We start from the raw sequence: 16,610 nt of genomic DNA on the forward strand, positions 1-16,610 counted from the left end.
CGGACATCACGGGCTATCAAGGGAGTTGGTCATGACGGATGTGGTAATTGTCTCCGCGGCGCGGACGCCAGTCGGTTCCTTCAACGGGGCGTTCGGCGCGCTGTCCGCACACGAGCTCGGAGCTGTCGCAATCAAAGGCGCCCTGGATCGCGCGAAGGTCTCGCCCGAGGATGTCGATGAAGTCATCCTGGGGCAGGTGCTATCCGGTGGTGAGGGGCAGAACCCCGCGCGGCAGGCCGCGATGGCGGCCGGCATTCCGCAGGAGAAAACGGCATGGGGCATGAACCAGCTCTGCGGCTCGGGCCTGCGGTCGGTCGCGCTTGGGCTGCAGCAGATCGCCAATGGTGATGCCAGGATCATCGTCGCCGGCGGCATGGAGTCCATGTCGATGGCGCCGCATCTGTCGCATCTGCGGAACGGCACCAAGATGGGCGACGTCAAGTTCGTCGACTCCATGCTGAAGGACGGCCTTATGGACGCCTTCCGCGGCTATCACATGGGCGTCACGGCAGAGAACATCGCGGCCAGATGGCAGATCACCCGCGAGGAGCAGGATGCGTTCGCGACCAGCTCGCAGAACAAGGCCGAGGATGCGCAGAAGGGCGGCCGGTTCAAGGATGAGATCGTTCCGGTCACCGTCAAGACCAGGAAGGGCGACGTCGTCGTCGACCAGGATGAATATATCCGCCCCGGCACGACGCAGGAGTCGCTGGCCAAGCTGAAGCCCGCTTTCAACAAGGAAGGTTCGGTGACGGCGGGCAACGCTTCGGGCCTCAACGACGGCGCGGCCGCTCTGGTGTTGATGAGCGCGGACGAAGCCAGCAAGCGCGGCCTGGCGCCTCTTGCCAGGATCGTCTCGTGGGCCACGGCCGGCGTCGATCCGGCGGTGATGGGTTCGGGGCCGATTCCGGCCTCGCGCAAGGCGCTGGAAAAGGCTGGCTGGAGGGTCAAAGATCTCGACCTCGTCGAGGCCAACGAAGCCTTTGCGGCCCAGGCCATCGCCGTCAACAAGGACATGGGCTGGGATCCGTCGATCGTGAACGTGAACGGCGGCGCCATCGCCATCGGCCATCCGATCGGTGCATCCGGCGCCCGCGTGCTGACGACGCTGCTGTTCGAGATGCAGAAGCGGGGTGCGAAGAAGGGGCTTGCCACGTTGTGCATCGGCGGCGGCATGGGTGTCGCCCTAACGGTCGAACGCTAGAAGAGCAAAGCCGGTTTTTAGAACCGGAGAGAATCGCGGACGGCACCACGCCGTTCGCGAACGACAACGGCTGGCCGAGCGCCGGCAAATAGAGATTGAACCGACCAGGATCAGGAGGAGATCATGTCCAGAGTTGCGGTGGTGACCGGCGGAACGCGCGGTATCGGCGAGGCGATTTCGATCGCGCTCAAGGCGGCCGGCTACAAGGTAGCGGCGAGCTATGCCGGTAACGACGAGGCGGCTGCGAAGTTCAAGAGCCAGACCGGCATCAACGTCTACAAATGGGACGTCTCGAACTACGACGCCTGTGCCGCGGGTCTCAAACAGGTCGAGGCTGACCTTGGTCCGGTGGACGTGCTGGTCAACAATGCCGGCATCACCAAGGACGGCATGTTCCACAAGATGACGCCGGAGCAATGGTACGCGGTCATCAACACCAATTTGAACTCGCTGTTCAACATGACGCGGCCAGTGTGGGAAGGCATGCGCGAGCGCAAGTTCGGCCGGGTGATTTGCATCTCCTCGATCAATGGTCAGAAGGGCCAGATGGGCCAGGTCAATTATTCCGCCGCCAAGGCAGGTGATATCGGCTTCGTGAAGGCGCTGGCTCAGGAAGGGGCTCGCGCCGGCATCACCGTCAACACGATCTGCCCCGGCTATATCGCGACCGAGATGGTCAAGGCGATCAATCCGGAGATCGTAGCCAAGAACATCCTGCCCCAGATTCCGGTCGGTCGCCTCGGCGAACCACACGAGATCGCGCGCACGGTCGTGTTCCTCGCCTCCGACGATGCCGGCTTCATCACGGGATCGACGATCTCGGCGAATGGCGGCCAGCACATGATCTGAGGCCGCTTGAGAGCAGAGGGAGGCCGCGTATCGGCCTCCCGAACGAGGGAATCAAGTCGAGGGATACGATGGACCAGGACCTGAAGGAAGCCGCACTCGAATATCATCGCCTGCCGACGCCGGGAAAGATCTCGGTGGTGCCGACCAAGGCGATGGCCACCCAACGCGATCTGGCGCTGGCGTATTCGCCCGGCGTGGCGGAGCCCTGCCTGGTCATTGCCGAGGATCCGTTGCAAGCAGATGTGCTGACGGCGCGCAGTAACCTCGTCGCCGTCGTCACCAACGGCACCGCCGTGCTCGGCCTTGGCAATATCGGCGCATTGGCTGGCAAGCCGGTCATGGAAGGCAAGGCGTGCCTGTTCAAGAAATTCGCGGGGATCGATGTCTTCGACATCGAACTCGCCGAGGAGAATCCTGATGCGCTGGTCGAGACGATCGCCAGGATGGAGCCGACCTTTGGCGGTATCAACCTGGAGGACATCAAGGCGCCGGAATGCTTCTACATCGAGAAGAAGCTCCGCGAGCGGATGAAGATCCCGGTCTTTCACGACGACCAGCACGGCACTGCGATCATCGCCGCGGCGGCGATCCTCAATGGACTGAAGCTGGTCAAGAAGGACATCGCCGACGTCAAGCTGGTGTGCTCCGGCGCGGGCGCTGCGGCGCTTGCCTGCCTTGATCTGATCGTGAGCCTTGGACTGCGCCGCGAGCGGATCATCGTGACCGATGCCAAGGGCGTCGTGTATGCCGGCCGCGCCGAAAGCATGGACGATAACAAGGCGCGCTATGCTGTGAAGACGGAGGCGCGCAAGTTAGATGACATCATTCAGGATGCGGACATCTTCCTTGGCCTGTCGGCCGGCAAGGTGCTGACCCCTGAGATGGTCAAGAAGATGACGCGCGATCCCCTGATCTTCGCGATGGCCAATCCGATTCCGGAGATCATGCCGGAGGACGCGCTGGCGGTCCGCCCCGATGCGATCATCGGCACGGGACGTTCGGACTACCCTAACCAGATCAACAATGTGCTGTGCTTCCCGTTCATCTTCCGCGGCGCGCTCGATTGCGGCGCGACCACCATCAATGAGGAGATGAAGCTTGCGACGGTGCGCGCGCTGGCGGACCTGGCTATGGCTGAGGTGCCAGAGGTGGTCGCCACAGCCTACAAGGGCGAGGAGCTTCGCTTCGGGCGCAACTATCTCATTCCAAAGCCGTTCGATCCGCGACTCATCGAGATGATTGCGCCGGCGGTAGCTAAGGCGGCTGCCGATACGGGTGTTGCCAGGCGTCCGATCGTCGATATGGACGCTTATCGGCAGAAGCTGAGCCGATTCGTCTACCAGTCCGGCAATGCGATGCAGCCGGTCTTTTCGGTGGCGAAGGGGAGCGGAAAATCCCTTGTTCTGGCGGAGGGCGAGGATGAGCGCGTGCTGCGGGCCGCACAGGTCATCGCCGACGAGCGGATCGCAAAGCCGCTGCTGCTTGGCCGGCCGGCGACGATCGAACAGCACATCAAGGCCTTCGGTCTCCGGCTCAGACCCGGACAGGACTGCGAGATCATCGATCCGCACGATGCGCAGGTCTATTCCAAATGCGCCGATGTTTATCATGCGCGCAGGAAGCGCGACGGCGTGTCGGCGGCCCTTGCGCTGTCGGAGACAAGGAGCAACGCGACCGTGCTCGCCTCGATCCTGCTCGAGCGGGGGATCGGCGATGCGATGCTTTGCGGGGTGATCGGGCGAACCGCCGATCACTTGGCCGCGATCAAGAACGTGATCGGGACGAGGGACGATGTGCGGACCCTCGCCGTGATGCAGATGCTCATTCTCCCGCAGCATCAGCTGTTCATCTGCGACACGCACTGCAATCTCAATCCGACTGCCGAGCAGGTTGCTGACATCGCGTTGCTGGCGGCCGCCGAAGTTAAGCGGTTCGGCATCACGCCGCGCGTGGCGCTGCTGTCGCATTCAAGCTTCGGAAGCTCCGCGGTCCCGGAAGCGCACAAGATGCGGGAAGCGCGCACGATCATTCGGGAGCGCTCGCCCGACCTCGCGGTGGAAGGCGAGATGCGTGGAGATGCCGCGCTTTCGCAGTCGGTGCGTGACCACGAGTTTCCGGAGTCCGGCTTCGCAGGGCCTGCGAACGTACTGGTAATGCCCAATCTCGACGCCGCCAACATCTCGTACAATCTGCTGCGGATGGCCGCGGGGCAGGGGCTGACGGTCGGCGGCATTCTGCTCGGCGCGGCGAAGCCGGCCCATATTCTCACGCCGTCCTCCACCGTCCGTCGCATCGTGAACATGGCCGCCGTCGCAGCCGCGGATGCGGTGTCGGAGAGAGCCTGATCTGAGATCCGATTGGGCGAACTGTGAACGCGATCGGTCGAGGCCATCATGAGTGAGGCGCAAGCGGGAAAACCCCGGGTCGTGATCGTCGGAGGCGGGGCGGGCGGACTGGAGCTCGCGACCCGTCTCGGCGACAAATATGGCCGCAAGGGCAGGCTCGACGTCACGCTGATCGAGCGCAACCGCACGCATGTGTGGAAGCCGAAGCTGCACGAGATTGCGGCCGGAAGCATGGATATCGCGGCCCACGAGGTCGACTATCTCGCGCAATCCTACTGGCACGGCTTTCGCTACCGGATCGGGGAGATGATCGGAATCGACCGGGAGCGCCGTCAGGTGCTGGTGGCCCCCTATCTCGATGCCGAAGGCCGTGAGGTGACGCCGAAGCGGAGCTTTGACTATGACGTCCTCGTCATCGCTGTCGGCAGCCAGAACAACGATTTTGGCACGCCGGGCGTCGCGGAGCACGCGATCAAGCTGGAATCGCAGGCAGATGCGAAGCGCTTTCACGAGCGAATGGTCAATGCGTGTATCCGCGCCCATGCCCAATCCTCGCCCCTTGGGGAACACCAGTTGAAGGTCGCGATCATCGGCGCCGGCGCGACCGGTGTCGAGCTTGCGGCGGAGCTGCACCGGACGACGCGAGAAGTCGTGGCCCACGGACTAGATCAGGTCGATCCGCAGAAGGACATCAGAATCACGCTGATCGAAGCCGCGGACCGGGTACTTCCCGCGCTGCCCGAACGGGTTTCAAAAGAGACGGAAAAGTTGCTCGTCAGGTTGGGCGTTAATGTGCTCGTGGGTGCCAAGGTCTCCGTAGTCGGCTCCGACCATGTGAGCCTGACAGACGGGCGAACGATTCCCGCCGAACTGATCGTCTGGGCTGCTGGCGTGAAGGCGCCCGATTCCCTGAAGGAGATCGCAGGCCTCGAAACCAACCGCATTAATCAGCTTGTCGTACGGCCGACGTTGCAGGCCACGCGCGACGATAACATCTTTGCGATCGGCGACTGCTCGGCCTGCTCATGGGGCGACCGGGGCAACGTGCCGCCGCGTGCGCAGGCGGCGCATCAGCAGGCGTCCCACCTTTACTCGCAGATCCCGCGGCATCTGCGCGGCGAGGCTCTCAAGGATTATCGCTACCGGGACTTCGGCTCCTTGGTGTCGCTCGGCGAGTTCAGCACGGTCGGATCGATGATGGGCGCGCTGGTCGGCGGCAGCCTGGTGTTCGAGGGGCTGTTCGCGCGGATGATGTATCTGTCGCTGTACAAGATGCACGAACACGCTCTGCATGGTTCGGTGAAGGTAGCGCTTGACACGCTGGCCCGCCTGATCACTCGGCGGACCGAACCGCACGTCAAGCTTCACTGACGTAGGCATGCTGGAGATGAATATCGTGTCAGCCGTCGCGCACCTGACGCTGGCTCGAGCCTGGGGGGATGCTGATGGACGCCGTGTTCCTTGCGCGTATCCAGTTCGCCGCGAACATCACGTTTCATATCCTGTTTCCGTCGATCTCGATCGCACTGAGCTGGGTGCTGCTGTTCTTCCGCCTGAAGCATCTGCGCGCAACCGACCCGCAGCAGAAGGTGGACTGGCTTCGCGCCTATCGTCTGTGGACCAAAGTATTCGCCCTGACATTTGCGCTCGGGGTGGTCAGCGGCGTCACCATGAGCTTCCAGTTCGGCACCAACTGGCCGGGCTATATGGAGCGGGTCGGCAATATCGCGGGGCCATTGCTGGGCTATGAGGTGCTCACCGCGTTCTTCCTGGAAGCGGGTTTTCTCGGCGTCATGCTGTTTGGTCACCGCCGCGTCGGCGAGATGGTTCACCTGGGGGCGACCTTTCTGGTCGCGCTCGGCACGTTGATGAGCGCGTTCTGGATCCTTGCCCTCAATTCATGGATGCACACGCCGGCGGGCTACGAGATTGTCGACGGCCAGTTCCATGCGAAGGACTGGCTTGAGATCGTTTTCAATCCATCCTTTCCCTACCGCTTCGTCCATATGGTGCTGGCGTCCTCGCTGACCTGCGCGTTCCTGCTGATCGGGATCAGCGCTTGGCAGCTCCTGAAGGGTGTCGCGATGACAAGCGCGTCACGGGTGCTGCGGGCCGGACTCGTGTTCGCGGCGCTCACCGCGCCTGCGCAGATGGTGGCAGGCGACTTTCACGGGCTTAACACGCTCAAGCATCAACCGCAGAAGATCGCGGCGGTCGAGGGTATCTGGGAAACGGCGCGCGGGGCTCCGCTGCTGCTGTTTGCGATTCCCAACGATGCGACGCGGTCGAACCGTTTCGAGCTGCCGGTGCCAAAGCTCGCGAGCCTGATCCTACGTCACGACCCTGAGGGGGAGCTCAAGGGGCTGAACGAGTTTCCATCTGCCCATCCGCCGGTGCTGCCGCTGTTCTGGTCGTTCCGGATCATGGTGGGAACGGGCATCCTGATGCTGCTGGTCAGCTGGGTCGGGCTCTGGCGGCATTGGCGCGATGGCTGGGATTTTTCCCGTATGCCGCGACCGCTGCTCACACTGTTTGCCGGCATGACCTTTGCCGGGTGGGTTGCAACGATCGCCGGATGGTACGTCACCGAGATCGGACGCCAGCCCTTCATCGTGTCCGGCCTGATTCGAACCAGCGAAGTTGCCTCGCGCGTTCCGTCGGCGAGTATCGCGCTGACCCTGGCAATCTACGTCACGCTCTATGTCGGCCTGCTGGCGGCCTATGTCGGCGTGCTCAAATACATGGCGGAGAAGCCGGACAAGAGCACGGCGTCGGTCATGTCGGAGGAGTTTGCGGAGGACCCGCATCGGTATCAGGGCCGCGGAGAGTTCGCATGATGGTGATGTCCTTCGACGAGATGCTGCCACTGATCTTCATCGGGCTGATGGGGGTGTCGCTGCTCGTCTATGTCGTCAGCGACGGCTACGACCTCGGGGTCGGCATGCTCATGCACCGCGCGACGCCCGAGGAGCGCGATACTATGGTCGCGTCAATCGGCCCGTTCTGGGATGCGAATGAAACCTGGCTCGTTCTCGGCGTCGGCCTTCTATTGGTCGCCTTCCCGAAGGCGCATGGGCTGGTCCTGTCGGAGTTGTACCTGCCGAGCGCGCTCATGCTGGTCGGCTTGATTCTGCGCGGCGCAGCGTTTGATTTCCGGGTCAAGGCGAAGGCGGCCCGGAAGGCGATGTGGGATCGCATGTTCATCGCCGGGTCGATGCTGGCGTCCATCTGCCAGGGCTGGATGCTTGGCCGCTACATCAGCGGGTTCGGCGAAGGCTGGAATTATCCGATCTTCGCTGGCGCAATCGCGGTGGCGCTGCCGATGGCCTATGCGCTGCTCGGCGCGACATGGCTCGTTATGAAGACGCAGGGTGAACTGCAGGAGAAGGCGATCGAGTGGAGCAAGATCGCTTGGGCACCCATGGTCCTGGGCCTGATCCTAATCTCGATGGCAACGCCATGGATCAGCGAGACCGTCCGCGTCAGGTGGTTCACGCTGCCGGCGATCATCGCGGTGGCGGCGATCCCGATCACGTCCGGCGTTGCGCTGCTGGCAGTTCGCCTTCTGCTGGGGACGCCAGCCGTGCGCGGGGCACTGTGCTGGCTGCCCTTCGTGCTGCTGGTCCTGGTCTTCTTCCTGAGCTTCCTCGGGCTCAGCTACAGCATCTATCCGTTTGTCGTGATCGACCGGCTCACGGTCTGGCAGGCCGCCAGCAGCCCGGAGTCGCTGAAGGTGATCCTGATCGGGGTCTGCGTGACACTGCCGGTCATCATCGCCTACACCGGATTTTCCTATCGCGTATTCCGAGGCAAGGCCATAGAGTTGGACTATGCGTGAGCCGTCGTCCGCAGTGGCCGGTGCTCCACAGTTTGTGCTGGTTCAGGAGATGACGGAGCTTCTATCCCTGGTGAGCGTCAAGGGACCTGCCAAAGTCAGTTCGGTGGTGCCGGTTTCCACGCGTTGGCTCGTTCGTGGCGCATTTGCCCTCGCGCTGGTCGCCGCGGCGGCGTGGCTGGGATACATGGTCACGTTCCGCCGGGGACTGGACCATCTGCACGCCGCGGCCCAGCAGCGGCTGACCGTCGAGGCCGCGAGGCTCGACGGCTACCTGTCGAGATTTGAATATCTTCCGTCTCTCCTGGAGACATCGCCCAGCGTGTTCCGGCTGCTCGAGGCGCCCAGCGATCCTGCACTGCAGCAAAACGTCAGCTTGTATCTGAAGTCGATCAACCTGCTTGCGGGAGCCGACAATCTCTATGTCCTTGGCGTCACCGGCGCGACATTGGCCGCGGCTGATTTCGACCAGCCCGGCACGCCCTTCGGCGAAAACCTGTCGTATCGCCCCTATGTGAGCGAAGCGCTCTCGAATGGCCGCGGCGCCTTCTTTGGTGTCGGTATCACGACCGCGCGCGCCGGCTACTATCTGTCCTATGCGCTGAAGGACGGCGGAACGACAAAGGGGATCGCGACCGTCAAGGTCAATCTGGATTCGTTCGAGCGGGCGTGGCGCAGCACCGACAACGACATTCTTCTGGTCGACGAGCGCAAGGTGACGATCCTTGCCGCCCGCGACGAGTGGCGCTATCGCCCCATGGCGCCGCTTTCGGTTCCAACACGTGATGACATTGCGCGATTCAAACCCTACGGAAACCACGATCTTGTGCCACTTGGATGGACGCTCGTCGATCAATCTGAGAACGGCACGGCACGGATCATAGCGGAGAACGGTACCGCCTATACGGTCAGCGAGGTCCCAATCAACCGCGGTCTGTGGAAGCTCGTGCTTCTCGACGACGAGGCGCCCACGCGGCAGACCGCGCTCATCATCGGGATCATATCGGGTCTCGCCGCCCTCGTCGCGCTGCTGGCGCTTGGTCTTGTCGAGCAACGCCGCCGGGAGATCAAGCAACGCTTGGCGAGCCAAGCCGCGTTGCAGGCGGCCAACGACATGCTCGAGACCAGGGTGCAGGAGCGCACCGCCGAATTGCGGGCTGCGCAGGATGAACTCGTTCATGCCGGCAAGCTGGCAGCCCTCGGCCAGATGTCGGCCGGCATCGTGCACGAGTTGAACCAGCCGCTGGCGGCCCTGCAAACTGCCGCCGACAATGCGGTCCTGCTCGTTGATCGCGGATCGATTGGCGATGCTCGCGGAAATCTCACCCGAATTGGCGAATTGGTGCGGAGGCTCGGCCGCTTGACCAGCCAGCTCCGCGTGTTCGCGTACAAGTCGAGCAGCCCGCTTGGCGCGGTGTCCGTCGAGCATGCAGTGGCTGAATCGCTCAAGATATTGGCCGGGCGTGTCAAGGAGGGTGGTGTTGCCGTGGCGACAGAGATCGACGCTAAGCTCTTCGTCGTTGCCGATCAGACACGGCTGGAGCAGCTGCTGTGCAACATCGTGGCCAATGCGCTGGATGCCGTGGAAGGTGTCGAGCGGAAGTCGATCCTGATCCGGGCGGGCAGGGAAGAGGCGCAGACCGTCCGCTGCCGCATCGTGATCAGCAACAGCGGGCCGACGATCGCCTCCGACGTCCTGCAGCGCATGTTCGAGCCGTTCGTGACGACCAAGCCCGCGGGAAAGGGGCTCGGCCTTGGCCTGATGCTTTCTAATCACATTGCACGCTCGTTCGGCGGCGAACTGCATGCGCGAAACCTGACGCCTGATGGTGCCGAATTCGTCGTGACCCTTCCATTGGCAGAGATAGCAGAGGCGGCCTCGCATGGGTGATGACCAATCGATCGGCGTGATCTATGTCGAGGACGACGACGACGTCCGGATCGGCGGCGTCCAGGCGCTCGAGCTCGCAGGATTTTCCGTTTCCGGATTTGCCTCGGTTGAGAGCGCCAGCGGCTCCGTTCGGGCAGATATGCCTTTTGTCGTGGTCTGCGATGTGCGCCTGCGCGGGCGTAGCGGTCTCGACTGGCTGTCCGATCTGCGCCGACTGGACCAGGATCTGCCTGTGATCCTGATCACGGGTCATGGCGATATTTCGATGGCCGTGCAGGCAATGCGGACCGGCGCTTATGATTTCATCGAGAAGCCCTGCTCCTCGGAGCAGTTGATCTCAGTGGTGCGCCGGGCGGCGGAGAAGCGGCGGCTGACGCTCGAGGTGCGATCGTTGCGGTCCGCCTTGGCGGACCGCAACGGAATCGAGGCGAGCTTGCTCGGCCGATCACCGCAGATCCAGGAGGTGCGCCGGCTCGTCTCCACCTTGGCGGCGACCAATGTCGACGTCACGATCTATGGTGAGACCGGAACCGGCAAGGACGTCGTCGCGCGCTGCCTGCACAATCACAGCGGCCGCCGCGGCGGCAATTATGTCGCGGTGAATTGCGGCGGTCTGCCGGAATCGCTGGTCGAGAGCGAGCTGTTCGGCCACGAGGTGGGCGCGTTCACCGGCGCCACCCGTCAGCGGATAGGAAAGATCGAATACGCCAGTGGCGGAACGCTGTTCCTCGACGAGATCGAGAGCATGCCGCTGAGCGTCCAGGTTAAATTGCTGAGATCGCTCCAGGATCGCTCGATCGAGCGCGTCGGCACCAACAAGGCGATCGCGGTGGATTGCCGTGTCGTGGCTGCGAGCAAGGTGAATTTGCTCGAGCTGAGCGAAAAGCGTCTGTTTCGTGCCGATCTGTACTATCGCCTCGGCGTCGCTTTCATCGAGCTCCCGCCGTTGCGCGAACGGCGGGAGGATATCCCGCTGCTGTTCGAGCACTTCACCCTGGATGCGGCGAGGCGGTTCGAGCGTGACGCCCCGATTCTGGACGAACAGACCATGTCTCACCTGCTGGCCTATTCGTGGCCGGGCAACGTACGCGAGCTTCGCAACGTCGCCGACCGTTTCGTGCTCGGTGTCCTCGACAGCAAGGCGGTCAATAAATCCGGTTTCGGTACGTCGGATGTGTCATTGCCGCGGCAACTCGAGAACATCGAGCGATCGATCATCGAGGACGCGCTCCGGCGCAAGCAGGGCGACGTCCAGGCAACGGCCGCGCTTCTCAGCATTCCGAAGCAGACGCTGTACGACAAGATCAAACGCCTCTCCGTGAATGTCGATGGCATCAGGGAGGGTGCGGCCGTCCGCTCCGGGTCCTGAGATCGCGGCGGACCGTGGGACGAACCGACCGGCCCGCCCATGCGGGCCCAGATAGCTAGCACGCTCTCGGTGCAGCCGAGGGCAAAGGGCGCCGGCAGAAGCCGCCCGTTATCGGAAGGCAACGAACCAATCAGATCTTGAGGAACGCCATGAATCGGCCATTCAACGTGCCTGATGAATTTGTCGAGGGCTTTTTGAAGGCGGGGGAAAGTCTGTGGCGATCGCTTGGGTGGGCACCGAACAGCGATCGCGACGGGGCGAACCTCGGCTCAGCCCTGAATTTATCGGGGCGTCTCGCCGAATTGCAGGCCGAGCACATGAAGCGGCTATACCAGCTCACCGAGCACGTCATCAAATCGGCCGCCGGCGTGCAAGGCGAAGGAGGCATTGAGCCTGCACGCGGCGATCGCCGGTTCAACGCCACGGAATGGCGGGACGATGCGGCCTATAGTCTGTTGAAGCAATGCTATTTGCTGAACTCGCGCTACTGCGTCGACTTCGTCGAGGCGCTCGATCTCGACGAGAAGGAAAAGCATCGACTGCGCTTCTTCACGCGCCAGCTCATCGAGGCGATGAGCCCGACCAATTTCCTGGCCACCAATCCGGATGTCATCAAGCTCGCGACGGACAGCGAAGGTCAAAGCCTCAAGGCGGGCCTGGAGAACCTGATGAGCGATCTGGGCAGGGGTAGCCTGACGATCACGGATGAGGAGGCTTTCGAGGTCGGAAAGGATGTCGCCGCATCCAGGGGCGCGGTTGTGTTCGAAAACGAGCTGTTTCAGCTCATTCAATACGCGCCTGCGACGGAGCAGGTGGCCGCCCGGCCTCTGCTGATCGTGCCGCCCTGCATCAACAAGTTCTACATTCTCGACCTCCAGCCGGCCAATTCGTTCGTTCGATTCGCGGTCGAGAACGGCTTCACGGTCTTCGTGGTTTCATGGCGCAACCCGGATGCCTCCTGTGGCCACATTCGATGGGACGACTACGTTGAGGATGGCGCCATACGCGCCATCGACATCGCCCGATCGATTTCGGGTGTAGACAAGATCAACGTCCTGGGTTGGTGTGTCGGCGGAACGATCTTGTCATCCGCACTCGCCATTCTGCGAACGCGCGGCGATGAATCGGTTGCCAGTGTGACGTTGCTGACGACCATGCTCGACTTCCGGGAACCGGGCGATCTTGGCGTATTCGTAGACGAGGAAGGGGTGCGGCAGCGCGAGCAGACGATCGGGAGGGAAGGCATCTACCGCGGCGCCGAGCTCGGCTTCGTCTTTCAGACGCTGCGGTCGAAGGAGCTGATCTGGCCGAACGTGATCAACAACTATCTGAAGGGAAAGTCGCCGGAGCGTTTCGATCTGCTGTTCTGGAACGCGGATGTCACCAACCTTCCCGGACCGATGTATTGCTTCTACATCAGGAACATGTACCTGGAGAACAATCTTCGGGAGCCGAACCGGTTGACAATGTGCGGCACTCCTGTCGATCTGGCCCGGGTCGATCTGCCTGCTTACGTGCTGGCGACCGCCGAAGATCATATCGTGCCGTGGCGATCGGCCTATCGCACCACCGGCCTGTTCAGTGGCAACACCCGCTTTGTGCTCGGCGCCAGTGGGCACATTGCCGGCGTGATCAATCCCGCCTCCAAGAACAAGCGAAGCTATTGGCTGTCGGACCAGCGATGCGACGATCCCGCCGCGTGGCTTGCGAGCGCCGACGAAAGGCCGGGCAGTTGGTGGAACGATTGGATCGCGTGGCTCAAGCCGTGGGCTGAAGACCGGGTGCCCGCCCGGACGCAACTCGGCAGCAACCTCTATCCGCCGGGGGAAGCGGCACCGGGCCGATATGTGAAAGCGAAGGCGAACTGACATCGTTGAACGGTCATGGAACGATTGGAAGGTAGCGGGAGCGTTAGCCGTTCAAAGCGGTCGCTGAGCGAGGCGATCTCATCATCAGAAATGACTATGGGTTGCTCTTTGTACCGTTTGACGATGTCGATAGGTTACTAAAAGCTGCCACAGAAAAGTCCGAGCGGAGCGGAAGCAGATCTCGAACATTGTGGCGGGCGCGCAGGGATTCTTCTCTGCGCGAGCTGGGCTGCGAAGGTCTCGATTGAAGAGGGAAATTCGTGAGCAGAAATTATACTCACACCGCGAAGTGAGTATGACTCAGGCAGCTACAACCTCGATGTCCAAAGAAGCTTTGCCTGCACATGCACGACTTGACCTCCGCCTGACGTGTGCACTGAGAATCCGAAGAAGCGATTTCCGCTTCCAATTCATGCAAATATCGTCCTAGAAGAGCCAGGCTACGGAAGCCCTCGTCAAACGAGAATTCTCAGTCGGTCTAATCACATAAAGGACTGATCGGAGTTGAAATACCTCAATAAGATGAACAGCTTAGGGCGCAAATTTGCCGTGGCGCCCATGATGGATTGGACCGACCGGCATTGCCGGGTGTTCCACCGTCAGCTCACGCGGCGTGCGCTGCTCTATACGGAGATGCTGACCACCGGCGCCATCATCCATGGCGACCGGGAGCGGCTGCTCGGGTTCGATGCGTGCGAAAACCCGGTGGCGCTTCAGCTTGGCGGCTCGGATCCGAGCGAGCTCGCGCAGGCCGCGCGCATCGGCGAGGCGTTTGGCTATGACGAGATCAATCTCAATGTCGGCTGTCCGTCCGATCGCGTGAAGGATGGCCGCTTTGGCGCCTGTCTCATGGCGGAGCCGGAGCTGGTGGCGAGGTGCGTCGATGCGATGAAGCGCGCAGTTGCCGTGCCCGTCACGGTGAAGTGCCGCATCGGAATCGATGACCAGGATCCGGAGGTGGCGCTCGATACGCTTGCGCGCGCGGTGGTCGCAGCGGGCTGCGATGCGCTGATCGTGCATGCCAGGAAAGCCTGGCTCAACGGCCTGTCACCGAAGGAGAACCGCGATATTCCGCCGCTCGACTACGAGCGCGTCTATCGGCTCAAGCGCGCGATGCCTGATGTGCCCGTCATCATCAATGGCGGCATCCCAGGCATCGACGAGGCGAAGGCGCATCTTGAACACGTCGATGGCGTGATGCTCGGCCGCGCCGCCTATCAGGAGCCATGGCGGCTGCTCTCCGTCGATTCCGATATCTTCGGCGAGACGGCGCCGCATGCGACCATGCAGGACGCGCTCGAAGCGATGATGCCTTATATCGAGGCGCAGCTCGCGCGCGGTACGCGGCTGCACGCCATCACACGGCATTTCGTCGGTGCATTCCACGCCGTGCCCGGCGCGCGGGCCTTCCGCCGCCATCTTGCCGAGCAGGGGGTAAAGCCGGGCGCCGGTCTCGACGTGCTGCGCGATGCGATCGCGCGCGTCGGTGTGCGTGCGCCGGCGGAGGCGGCCGCCTGACTGCCGCGACGTGAAGAGCCGGATCGCAACATCCGGCTCTTCGTCGATCGGCCTCAACGGAACAGGTCGAAGTGATAATTCACGCCGACGCGGAAGGTGTGGAATTTCGCGGCGTTCCAGTCCGGCAGGTCGTCGTGCTTGAACTCGGTGTAGAGATATTCGGCCTTGGCCGACCATTTCGGCAGGAACGCCCATTCGACGCCGCCACCCGCTGTCCAGCCCATCTTCATCTTGTTGATCGGACCGTCCTTGAATTCGCCGGCGGCAAGGCCGGCGGTCCCGAAGAACAGCAGGCGTGAATCCATCGTCGCGATGCCGGCGCGGGCGCGGCCGGTCATGTACCAGGGCAGGCTGACCGCGGCGCTGTTGAGCGCGTCGTGGTTCTTGATGTCTCCGCCTTCGAAGTCGTTCTCGATGCCGACCACGAACATCGGCGAGAGCTGGTAGTTGTAGCCGATCTGCACGCCGCCGACGGCGCCCTTGACCTTGCCGCCAGTCGCGCCAGCGAGATTGTTGAAGGCGTCGTCGCCGCTCTCGGCATAGCCGGCGTTGAAGCCCGCATAGAGACCCGTCCACGAATACACCGGCTGCGGTGCCGTATAGGCGGAGGCGGGCGCTGCATAGCGCGGCGACAGGTCGGCAGCGCAGGCGCTGCCTGCGGCGAACACAGCCGCAAAGGGCAGGGCGCACATCGTGCGGCGTACCGCGGCTCTTGCAGTCATCATTCACAATCTCCCGCTTGGCCGCGTCCCTTCGGGAGCAGCGCCTGTCCAACCCCGATCCGGGACTGCGATTGTTATAAACCGACTGGTCGGTTTGTAAATAGCGCAAATGCCACACCGCGGCGCTTTCGCGGCGCGCCAACTGAAGTCGTGGTCTGGATGGGTCACAGCCCGCGCGATCGAGCCTGTTGGCTGGCGAGCGGCGGCTCGCGTGGGCGGTCTAGTCGACCGCCATCCGCGCGCGGCGGGGGCTGCTCTGGAGCTCCGGATAACCGGTGAGCATCAGCTTGTCGGCGCGCACGCCCCAGCTCTCCAGGCGGTCGAGGAAGCTCATGCCGAGCAGATTGGTCTTCATCTGCCCGCGCTGCACGACGAGGGCCGGCACCGATTTCTCAACGAGGTGGCCGACGGCAAGACGGTCGAGCGTGAGCCGGGCCGCCTTGGTGTGGCCGCCCGCGGTTTCGAGATCGACGTCATATTCGAGCATCTCGAGCGGCAGCCCGATCGCCTTTGCGGTTTCCCAGGTCAGCACCACGGAGGTCGCACCGGTGTCGATCACCATCGGTGCGGCGACGCCGTTGATCTTCGCGCGCAGCGCGAATTCACCGCCCTGGCCGCGCTGGATCTGCACGGCGGGTGCCGGTGTGACGGTCTGGGTGCGGAAGATGTGCGAGACCTTGTTGCTCGCGCGCGCGATCTGATCGGGATCGCCATAGGCGACGACGGCACCGGCGGTGCCGGCAAGCATGACGAGAACGAGCAGGAAGCGGATCATTGCGCACCTCCATATGCGCGCCGGCCGGTCAGGCGTGTTTCCGCGATCCCGCGATCGGCGCAAGTCCAGCTTCCGCCATGCGTGCCGGCAGCAGCGCCATGACCGAGAGCCGTTCCGCGCTTTCCATGGCGTGCCAGCGCGCGATCTCCGGCAAGGTGCGGCCGCAGCCGAAGCACAGCTTGGTCTTGGGATCGATCATGCAGACGGCGACGCACGGCGTTTCTTTGCTCATTT

At 62.9% G+C, this 16,610-nt stretch carries 13 protein-coding genes; 10 read left to right on the top strand and 3 right to left on the bottom strand.

The window, feature by feature from the left end; genetic code table 11:
* Positions 1-31 precede the first annotated feature (31 nt).
* The 10 genes from BJA_RS18410 to dusA all read left to right on the top strand — a co-directional run bounded on the left by BJA_RS18410 (position 32) and on the right by dusA (position 14,879).
* Complete coding sequence (locus BJA_RS18410) at positions 32-1,204, top strand: acetyl-CoA C-acetyltransferase (RefSeq protein WP_011086505.1); 1,173 nt, start codon at positions 32-34, stop codon at positions 1,202-1,204.
* A 123-nt stretch (positions 1,205-1,327) separates the two neighbouring features.
* Positions 1,328-2,053, top strand: a complete 726-nt coding sequence (gene phbB, locus BJA_RS18415) for an acetoacetyl-CoA reductase (protein WP_011086506.1) — start codon at positions 1,328-1,330, stop codon at positions 2,051-2,053.
* A gap of 68 nt (positions 2,054-2,121) precedes the next feature.
* A complete protein-coding gene (locus BJA_RS18420) occupies positions 2,122-4,398 on the top strand; it encodes an NADP-dependent malic enzyme (RefSeq protein ID WP_011086507.1) in 2,277 nt (758 codons plus the stop codon).
* Between the two features lie 48 nt (positions 4,399-4,446).
* Positions 4,447-5,769: an NAD(P)/FAD-dependent oxidoreductase gene (locus BJA_RS18425; protein WP_011086508.1), complete on the top strand. Its 1,323-nt coding sequence runs from the start codon at positions 4,447-4,449 to the stop codon at positions 5,767-5,769.
* A 74-nt stretch (positions 5,770-5,843) separates the two neighbouring features.
* Positions 5,844-7,235, top strand: coding sequence for a cytochrome ubiquinol oxidase subunit I (locus BJA_RS18430; protein ID WP_051000301.1), 1,392 nt, complete (start codon positions 5,844-5,846; stop codon positions 7,233-7,235).
* Positions 7,232-8,236: a cytochrome d ubiquinol oxidase subunit II gene (locus tag BJA_RS18435; protein WP_011086510.1), complete on the top strand. Its 1,005-nt coding sequence runs from the start codon at positions 7,232-7,234 to the stop codon at positions 8,234-8,236. Before BJA_RS18430 ends, BJA_RS18435 begins: the two co-directional genes overlap by 4 nt.
* Positions 8,229-10,124, top strand: coding sequence for a sensor histidine kinase (locus BJA_RS18440; protein WP_011086511.1), 1,896 nt, complete (start codon positions 8,229-8,231; stop codon positions 10,122-10,124). Before BJA_RS18435 ends, BJA_RS18440 begins: the two co-directional genes overlap by 8 nt.
* Positions 10,117-11,493 carry a sigma-54-dependent transcriptional regulator gene (locus BJA_RS18445; protein ID WP_011086512.1) on the top strand — a complete coding sequence of 459 codons (1,377 nt, stop codon included), beginning with the start codon at positions 10,117-10,119 and terminating at the stop codon, positions 11,491-11,493. Before BJA_RS18440 ends, BJA_RS18445 begins: the two co-directional genes overlap by 8 nt.
* 317 nt (positions 11,494-11,810) lie before the next feature.
* Positions 11,811-13,361: a class I poly(R)-hydroxyalkanoic acid synthase gene (gene phaC, locus BJA_RS18450; RefSeq protein WP_197980090.1), complete on the top strand. Its 1,551-nt coding sequence runs from the start codon at positions 11,811-11,813 to the stop codon at positions 13,359-13,361.
* Positions 13,362-13,883: 522 nt separating this feature from the next.
* Entirely contained in the window at positions 13,884-14,879 is a 996-nt protein-coding gene (dusA, locus tag BJA_RS18455; RefSeq protein ID WP_011086515.1) for a tRNA dihydrouridine(20/20a) synthase DusA, read from the top strand.
* A 53-nt stretch (positions 14,880-14,932) separates the two neighbouring features.
* On the opposite strand, the gene BJA_RS18460 is transcribed toward dusA, so the two are convergent.
* From BJA_RS18460 to BJA_RS18470, 3 genes are all read right to left on the bottom strand, one after another.
* Positions 14,933-15,601 carry an outer membrane protein gene (locus BJA_RS18460; protein ID WP_038966236.1) on the bottom strand — a complete coding sequence of 223 codons (669 nt, stop codon included), beginning with the start codon at positions 15,599-15,601 and terminating at the stop codon, positions 14,933-14,935.
* A 220-nt stretch (positions 15,602-15,821) separates the two neighbouring features.
* Positions 15,822-16,376, bottom strand: coding sequence for a TIGR02281 family clan AA aspartic protease (locus BJA_RS18465; RefSeq protein ID WP_011086517.1), 555 nt, complete (start codon positions 16,374-16,376; stop codon positions 15,822-15,824).
* A 28-nt stretch (positions 16,377-16,404) separates the two neighbouring features.
* The gene (locus BJA_RS18470) at positions 16,405-16,608 is read right to left on the bottom strand and encodes a DUF1289 domain-containing protein (protein ID WP_011086518.1); all 204 of its coding nucleotides are present in this window, start codon (positions 16,606-16,608) and stop codon (positions 16,405-16,407) included.
* Positions 16,609-16,610 lie beyond the last annotated feature (2 nt).

This window comes from Bradyrhizobium diazoefficiens USDA 110 (genome assembly GCF_000011365.1).
Lineage (GTDB): Bacteria > Pseudomonadota > Alphaproteobacteria > Rhizobiales > Xanthobacteraceae > Bradyrhizobium > Bradyrhizobium diazoefficiens.

Excerpts from the sequence above, each read along its gene's own strand:
- BJA_RS18425 (WP_011086508.1), top strand. The coding sequence starts at position 4,447 with ATGAGTGAGGCGCAAGCGGGAAAACCCCGGGTCGTGATCGTCGGAGGC.
- BJA_RS18445 (WP_011086512.1), top strand. The coding sequence starts at position 10,117 with ATGGGTGATGACCAATCGATCGGCGTGATCTATGTCGAGGACGACGAC.
- BJA_RS18460 (WP_038966236.1), bottom strand. The coding sequence starts at position 15,601 with ATGACTGCAAGAGCCGCGGTACGCCGCACGATGTGCGCCCTGCCCTTT.
- dusA (WP_011086515.1), top strand. The coding sequence starts at position 13,884 with ATGAACAGCTTAGGGCGCAAATTTGCCGTGGCGCCCATGATGGATTGG.
- BJA_RS18440 (WP_011086511.1), top strand. The coding sequence starts at position 8,229 with ATGCGTGAGCCGTCGTCCGCAGTGGCCGGTGCTCCACAGTTTGTGCTG.
- BJA_RS18410 (WP_011086505.1), top strand. The coding sequence starts at position 32 with ATGACGGATGTGGTAATTGTCTCCGCGGCGCGGACGCCAGTCGGTTCC.
- BJA_RS18435 (WP_011086510.1), top strand. The coding sequence starts at position 7,232 with ATGATGGTGATGTCCTTCGACGAGATGCTGCCACTGATCTTCATCGGG.
- BJA_RS18465 (WP_011086517.1), bottom strand. The coding sequence starts at position 16,376 with ATGATCCGCTTCCTGCTCGTTCTCGTCATGCTTGCCGGCACCGCCGGT.
- BJA_RS18470 (WP_011086518.1), bottom strand. The coding sequence starts at position 16,608 with ATGAGCAAAGAAACGCCGTGCGTCGCCGTCTGCATGATCGATCCCAAG.
- phaC (WP_197980090.1), top strand. The coding sequence starts at position 11,811 with ATGAAGCGGCTATACCAGCTCACCGAGCACGTCATCAAATCGGCCGCC.
- BJA_RS18430 (WP_051000301.1), top strand. The coding sequence starts at position 5,844 with ATGGACGCCGTGTTCCTTGCGCGTATCCAGTTCGCCGCGAACATCACG.
- BJA_RS18420 (WP_011086507.1), top strand. The coding sequence starts at position 2,122 with ATGGACCAGGACCTGAAGGAAGCCGCACTCGAATATCATCGCCTGCCG.
- phbB (WP_011086506.1), top strand. The coding sequence starts at position 1,328 with ATGTCCAGAGTTGCGGTGGTGACCGGCGGAACGCGCGGTATCGGCGAG.